At 63.2% G+C, this 6976-nt stretch carries 1 protein-coding gene; it reads left to right on the plus strand.

Annotation, left to right across the window (positions count from 1 at the left end):
• Positions 1-393: 393 nt before the first annotated feature.
• The gene (locus GQX66_RS01595) at positions 394-6804 is read left to right on the plus strand and encodes a non-ribosomal peptide synthetase (protein ID WP_240865606.1); all 6411 of its coding nucleotides are present in this window, start codon (positions 394-396) and stop codon (positions 6802-6804) included.
• The last annotated feature ends 172 nt before the right edge of the window (positions 6805-6976 follow it).

Here is a 6976-nt window from a genome sequence, read left to right on the forward strand (position 1 = left end):
AGCGGGATTTAAGCCTATGCATTTGTCCTACGTCTGTAGGGGAAAACAGGGACACAAAGTGCCACCATTTCCGAAAAAATGGCGTCACGTTTCTGTCAGGTGAATGTGCAAGGTCGCGTAGTCCGTGACTGTACGGTCTAGTACGAACCCCGAAATCCGGGGATCGGACCGCCGCACCCGTCAGTGCGGGACGCTAGCGGGCAGGCAAGTGTGGCGATTGTCCTACAGGATTTTCAGTCATTTCTTTCCGAACTTTTAGGGAAATCGCTGACTTCTCAGGCCCTGTTGGCTCGCACAGCTGTACAAAGTGGGGAGGGTTGTCCGGGTTTTACGTGTCACGCGGGTTTCGGGGCCGATGCTTGAATACGCGCCAAATCACGTGAGATGGATCTTATGAACCAATTTGCTGCCGATGCGGCGGACGGTCTGTCCGCGATCTCCGAGGCCTTCCCGTTGACCGCTGCGCAGCGTGACATCTGGCTCGACCAACTGCGTCAGGGGAATTCGCCGATGTACAACATCGGTGGCTATGTCGAACTGACCGGGTCGCTGGATCCGGCGCTGATGCAGGCAGCGCTTGAAGGGCTCGTGGCCCGGCATGACGCGATGCGCACCAGCCTGCTGCCGGGGGCCGGCGATGATGGGCTGCCGTTGCAGCGTTTTGCCCGGTCCATGCCGGTGCCGATGCCGGTGCACGATTTACGCAGCCATCCCGATCCATACGCCGCAGCGCGCCAACTGACGCAGGAAAACATCGAGCAGTTGTTTACGCTGGACGGCGGGCCTTTGTTCCGGTTTCGTCTGCTCTGGCTCGATGATAACTGCCATTGGCTGTCACTCCAGGCCCACCACCTGATCGTCGATGGCTGGGGTTTCGGCGAGATGCTCAAATCCCTCGACGAGATCTACAACGCGCTGGCGCTCGGGCAACAGCCGCTCGGTTCGGCGCCGTCCTATGTCGATTTCATCCGTGACGATGCGCGGTATTTTCAGTCCGACCGTTACGCCCGTGACCGGGCGTATTGGCTGGACAAATACCAACATCGGCCGGAGCCGCTGTTGTTGCCGCGCTATCAGGAACGCTTTGCCAGCGCTGCGGCACCGACCCGGATTTTCTCGCAAGTCTTTCCGGCTCTCTTGCACGAGCGCATGAAGCAGGTGGCCCGAGAGTACGGCGCGTCGGCGTTTCATGTGTTGCTGGCAGCGATCCATGTGTATTTCAGCCGAAGCGCCCAGCGTGACGAATGGGTGGTGGGCGTGCCGCTGCTCAACCGCTCCGGCGCCCGGTTCAAATCGACCCTGGGGCTGTTCACCCAGGTCAGCGCGGTGCGCATGGGATTTGGCCGCGAGTTGTCATTCAAGACGCTGGTCAAGGCGATTGGCGATGAGTTGAAACAGGATTTCCGCCATCAGCGTTTCCCCCTCAGCGAGATGAACCGTGCACTCGGTCTGCTGCGCGAGGATCGCTCGCAGCTGTTCGAAGTGACCGTGTCCTATGAGCGCGATGCGCATGAATACCGCTACGGCGAGGCGCAGGGGCGGGTGGTCAAAGTGTCGAACCACGCAGAGGGCACGCCGTTGTCGGTGCACCTGCTGAGCAGCCGTGGTGACTACGAGGACAGTTTGTACATGGTGTACAACGAGGCCTACTTTGACGCCGATGAAATCGCGGCGCTGAGCGGGCGCTTGCTGTGGGTGCTGGAGCAGGGGCTTGAAGACCCGGCGCTGATGGTGGGTGATTTCAGCCTGAGCCTGCCGACCGAATCGGCGCTCTTGCAGCAGTGGAACGACACACGCGCGCAATACCCTCAAAACCTGACCATTCACCAGCGCATCGAAACGCAAGCGGCGACACGACCGGATGCGGTAGCGGCTGAATCCCGAGGACAACGGCTGACCTATGCCGAGCTGAACCGACAGGCCAACGCCCTGGCCCATCATTTGATCGGGCTCGGTGTGCGACCCGATGACCGCGTGGCGCTCGTCGCCCGCCGAGGGCTGGACACGCTGGTCGCGCTGCTGGCGATTCTCAAGTCCGGCGCCGGTTATGTACCGGTCGATCCGGCTCATCCTGCGGAACGGCTGAGCTATTTATTGCGCGACAGTGCTCCGGTCGTGGTCCTGACCCAGCGCGATCTGCGCGAACGTTTGCCGGTGCTCGACGTGCCGGTGATTGAAATCGATTCGCGTGCCTGGCCGATCAACGATCTCAACCCTGATGCTTCGGGTCTGACCACTGCACATCTGGCCTACGTGATCTACACCTCCGGCTCCACCGGCCAGCCCAAGGGCGTGATGGTCGAGCATCACACGTTATCGAATCTGGTCGACTGGCATTGCACGGCCTTCGACCTGAGCGCCGGTTGCCACACTTCAAGCCTCGCCGGCTTCGGCTTCGACGCCATGGCCTGGGAAGTCTGGCCCGCGCTGTGTGCTGGCGCGACCCTGCACCTGGCGCCGTCTCGTGACGGCGGCGAAGACATTGACGCGCTGCTCGACTGGTGGCGTGCGCAACCGCTGGACGTGAGTTTTCTGCCGACCCCGATTGCCGAGTACGCCTTCAGCCGTCACCTCGAACACCCCACCCTGCGCACACTGCTGATCGGCGGTGATCGACTGCGCCAGTTCAATCACCAGCAGACGTTCGCGGTGATCAACAACTACGGCCCGACCGAAGCGACGGTGGTCGCGACCTCGGGCCGAATCGAACCGGGCCGGACGCTGCACATCGGCAAGCCCGTGAGCAATGCCACGGCCTATCTGCTGGATGACTGGCAGCGTCCGGTGCCGATTGGCGTTCCCGGTGAGTTGTACGTCGGTGGCGCCGGCGTAGCGCGGGGTTACTTCAACCGCCCTGAGCTGACCGCCGAACGTTTCCTCGACGATCCATTCAGCCGCGAGCCCAATGCGCGGATGTACCGCACCGGCGACCTCGCACGCTGGCGCCCGGACGGCACCCTCGAGTACCTGGGCCGCAACGACGATCAGGTGAAGATCCGTGGCGTGCGCATCGAGCCCGGTGAGATCGAAGCTGCGTTGAGCAGCCATGAATCCGTGCGCGATGCGGTGGTGCAGGTGCGCGACGGGCAATTGCTGGCCTGGTTCACCGAACGCCAGCCGCTGGACATCACGCAGTTGCATGCTCACCTCAAGACCCGTCTGCCCAGCGCGATGCTGCCATCGGCCTACGTGCGTCTGACGGCGCTGCCGCTGACGGCCAACGGCAAACTGGATCGCCAGGCGTTGCCGGCACCGGGGCCGGAGGCGTTGATCCGCCGCGAATATGAAGCCCCGCAAGGCGATGTCGAAATCCTGTTGGCGCAGATCTGGGCCGAGGTGCTGCAAGTCGAAAAGGTCGGGCGTCACGATCACTTCTTTGAACTGGGCGGGCACTCGTTGCTGGCGGTCAATCTGATCGAACGCATGCGCCAGCTCGGCATGAGCAGCGATGTGCGCGTGCTGTTCGGCCAGCCGACCCTGGCGGCACTGGCCGCGTCGGTGGGCAGTGGCCGCGAGGTCGAAGTGCCGGCCAACCGCATTCCGCAAGGTTGCACGCGGATCACGCCGGACCTGTTGCCGTTGGTTGAGCTGGATCAGTCCACCCTCGACCGGATCATCGCCACGGTGCCGGGCGGGGCGGCCAACGTGCAGGACATTTATCCGTTGGCGCCGTTGCAGGAAGGCATTCTTTATCACCACATCACCGCCGCGCAGGGTGATCCGTACCTGCTGCAGTCGCAGCTGGCGTTCGACAGTGTCGAGCGGGTCGAGGCCTATGCGGCGGCGCTGCGTCAGGTCATGGCGCGCCACGATATCCTGCGTACCGCCGTGGTATGGGAAGGCTTGACCAACCCGGTGCAGGTGGTCTGGCGCGAAGCCGAACTCCCGGTACAGGAAATCACCCTCGAGCCGGCCGAGGGCGATGTCCTCACTCAATTGCACGAGCGCTTCGATGCCCGGCGTTATCGCATCGACGTCAGTCAGGCGCCGCTGATCCGGCTGATGTATGCCCGCGACCCGGCTCATGGGCGGATCGTGGCAATTCTGTTGTTTCATCACCTGGCGCTGGATCACATCGCGCTGGAAGTCCTGCGTCATGAAATGCGCGCCAACTTGCTTGGGCTGAGTGAGCCCTTGCCGCCAGCGGTGCCGTATCGCAATTACGTGGCCCAGACCCGGCTTGGAGTCAGCGAACGGGAACATGAAGCGTTCTTCCGCGAGATGCTCGCCGACATCGACGAGCCGACCTTGCCGTTCGGTTTGCAGGATGTGCAGGGCGACGGGCGCGGCATCGATGAAGCCGTGCGCATGCTTGCGCCGGAACTGGATCGGCGTTTGCGCCTTCAGGCGCGGCAGGCCGGCGTCAGCGTGGCCAGCCTGATTCACCTGGCCTGGGCGCAGGTGCTGGCGGCGACGTCGGGGCAGGAGCACGTGGTGTTCGGCAGCGTTTTTATGGGCCGCATGCAAGGCGGCGAGGGCGCCGACCGGGCGCTGGGCGTGTTCATCAACACCTTGCCATTGCGGGTGGACATGAACCGTGGCGTGCGCGATGCGGTGCTGCTCACCCACGCCCGACTGACCGATTTGCTCGGGCACGAACATGCGTCACTGGCGCTGGCCCAGCGTTGCAGCGGCGTTGCGTCACCGGCGCCGCTGTTCAGTGCGTTGCTCAACTATCGGCACACCGAACTTGAGGCGCAGGAAGCGGCGTCGGACCCAGCCTGGCAAGGCATTCAGACCCTGGAGAACGAAGAACGCACCAACTACCCGCTGACCCTGAGCGTCGATGATCTGGGCAGCGCTTTGCAGATCACCACGCGAACCCTGATGAGCATCGGTGCGCAGCGCATCGGCGACTACGTGCAAACCGCGTTGCAGACGCTGGTGGATGCGCTGGAGCAAACTCCGCAACAGCCGCTGAATCGCTTGTCGATCCTGACGACGGCGGAGCTTGAGCAATTGCTGGTCGAGTTCAATGCCAGCGAAGTCGATTGCTCGCTCGATCAGCCGCTTCAGGTGTTGTTCGAACAACAAGTACAGCGCAGACCCGACGCCATCGCATTGCAGGCTGGCGAGCAGCAACTGACCTATCGTCAACTGAATGAGCAGGCCAACCGTCTGGCGCATCATCTACGTGAGCACGGTGTACAGCCCGATTCGCGAGTGGCGATCTGTGTCGAACGCAGCCTGGATCTGATAGTCGGCCTGCTCGGCATTCTCAAGGCAGGCGGCGCGTACGTGCCGCTGGATCCCGACTATCCGCTGGAACGCCTGCATTACATGCTGCAGGACAGCGCTCCGGTGGCGGTGCTGGTACACGAGACCACCCGCAATCTGTTGGGCGAGCCGGGTGTGCCGGTCATCGATTTCGACCGTTGCACCTGGCAGCACGCGTCCGCCGACAACCTGAAAATACCGGGTCTGAGCGCTGCGAACCTGGCCTACATGATCTACACCTCGGGCTCCACCGGCACGCCGAAGGGCGTGATGATCGAGCATCGAAGCGCTTGCAACATGGTGCACTGGGGCTCGCAGATCAGTCCGCCGACCGAACATGGCGCGCTGTTGCAGAAGGCGCCGTTCAGCTTCGACAGTTCGGTGTGGGAGATTTTCTGGCCGCTGTGTTCCGGCCTGCGGCTGGTGCTGGCGCGGCCCGACGGCAACCGCGATTCGGCCTATGTCACCCAAGTGATTCGCGAACGGCAGATCACCGTAGTCAAGTTCGTGCCGGCGCTGCTGCAACAGTTCATCGAACAGGACGATGTCAGCCAGTGCACCAGCCTGACTGACGTGCTCAACGGTGGCGGTGAACTGACCGCCGCACTGGCCCGGCGCGTCCGCGATCGCCTGCCGTGGGTGCGTCTGCATAACGTCTATGGCCCGACCGAAACCACGGTCGACAGCACCGGCTGGACGCTGGAACCGGATCAACCGGTGCCGGAAACCGTGGTGCCAATCGGTAAGGCCTTGAGCAACACCCGACTCTACGTGCTGGATGCCCACGATCAACCGGTGCCGTTCGGTGTCAGCGGACATTTGCACATCGGCGGGGTCGGGGTCGCACGGGGTTATCTGGGGTTGCCGGACATGCAGGCCGAGCGCTTCATCGACAGCCCGTTCGTGGCCGGTGATCGCTTGTACCGCACCGGCGATCTGGTGCGCTACCGGGCGGACGGCAACCTCGAATTCCTCGGCCGCAACGACTTCCAGATCAAGCTGCGTGGCTTGCGTCTGGAACCGGGGGAAATCGAAGCGCGGCTGATCGAGCACCCGGCGGTGCGTGAAGCGGTGGTGCTGGTGCGTGACGAGCGACTGGTGGCGTATTTCACCGTGCGTGAAGGCTTTGATGCGCCACACATCGAAACCTTGCGCGCCCATGTGCTCGAGCGTTTGCCGGAGTACATGGCGCCGGGCGCCTACGTAAAACTCGACGCATTGCCCCTGACCCCGAACGACAAGGTCGACCGCAAGGCCTTGCCGGCACCGGGGGCTGAGGCGGTGCTCAGTCGCCGCTACGAGGCGCCCGAGGGCGAAGTCGAAATCCGGCTGGCGCAGATCTGGGCCGAGGTGTTGCAACTGGAGCAGGTCGGGCGCAACGACCACTTCTTCGAACTCGGCGGGCATTCGTTGCTGGCGGTCAGTCTGGTGGCGCGCATGCGTCAGGCCGGGCTGCACGTCGATGCGCGGACGCTGTTCAGCCAGCCGACGCTGGCCGCGCTGGCGGCGCAAACCTCGGACCAGGCCAAACAGGTGGAAGTCCCGCAAACCACCATACCGACGCTCAACCGCAAACGTCGGCTCTGAGGCGACATCGGCGTCGACTCGCGGTTCCCGTGAATCGACGCCATGACTGTCCGGTCACGGGGCTTGTCCCTGCTTCCCATGTCAGACACCCAAGCCCCGATGTTTTAGCTTTTCCAGGCTGCGCGCGGCCGCACGGACTCGCCGCTGCGCGCTCCTTTTTCCCGAATTTACA

The sequence above is a fragment of the Pseudomonas sp. B707 genome (assembly GCF_022496685.1).
GTDB lineage: Bacteria > Pseudomonadota > Gammaproteobacteria > Pseudomonadales > Pseudomonadaceae > Aquipseudomonas > Aquipseudomonas paraglycinae.

Coding starts and splice junctions, on each gene's coding strand:
- GQX66_RS01595 (WP_240865606.1), top strand. CDS start 394: ATGAACCAATTTGCTGCCGATGCGGCGGACGGTCTGTCCGCGATCTCC.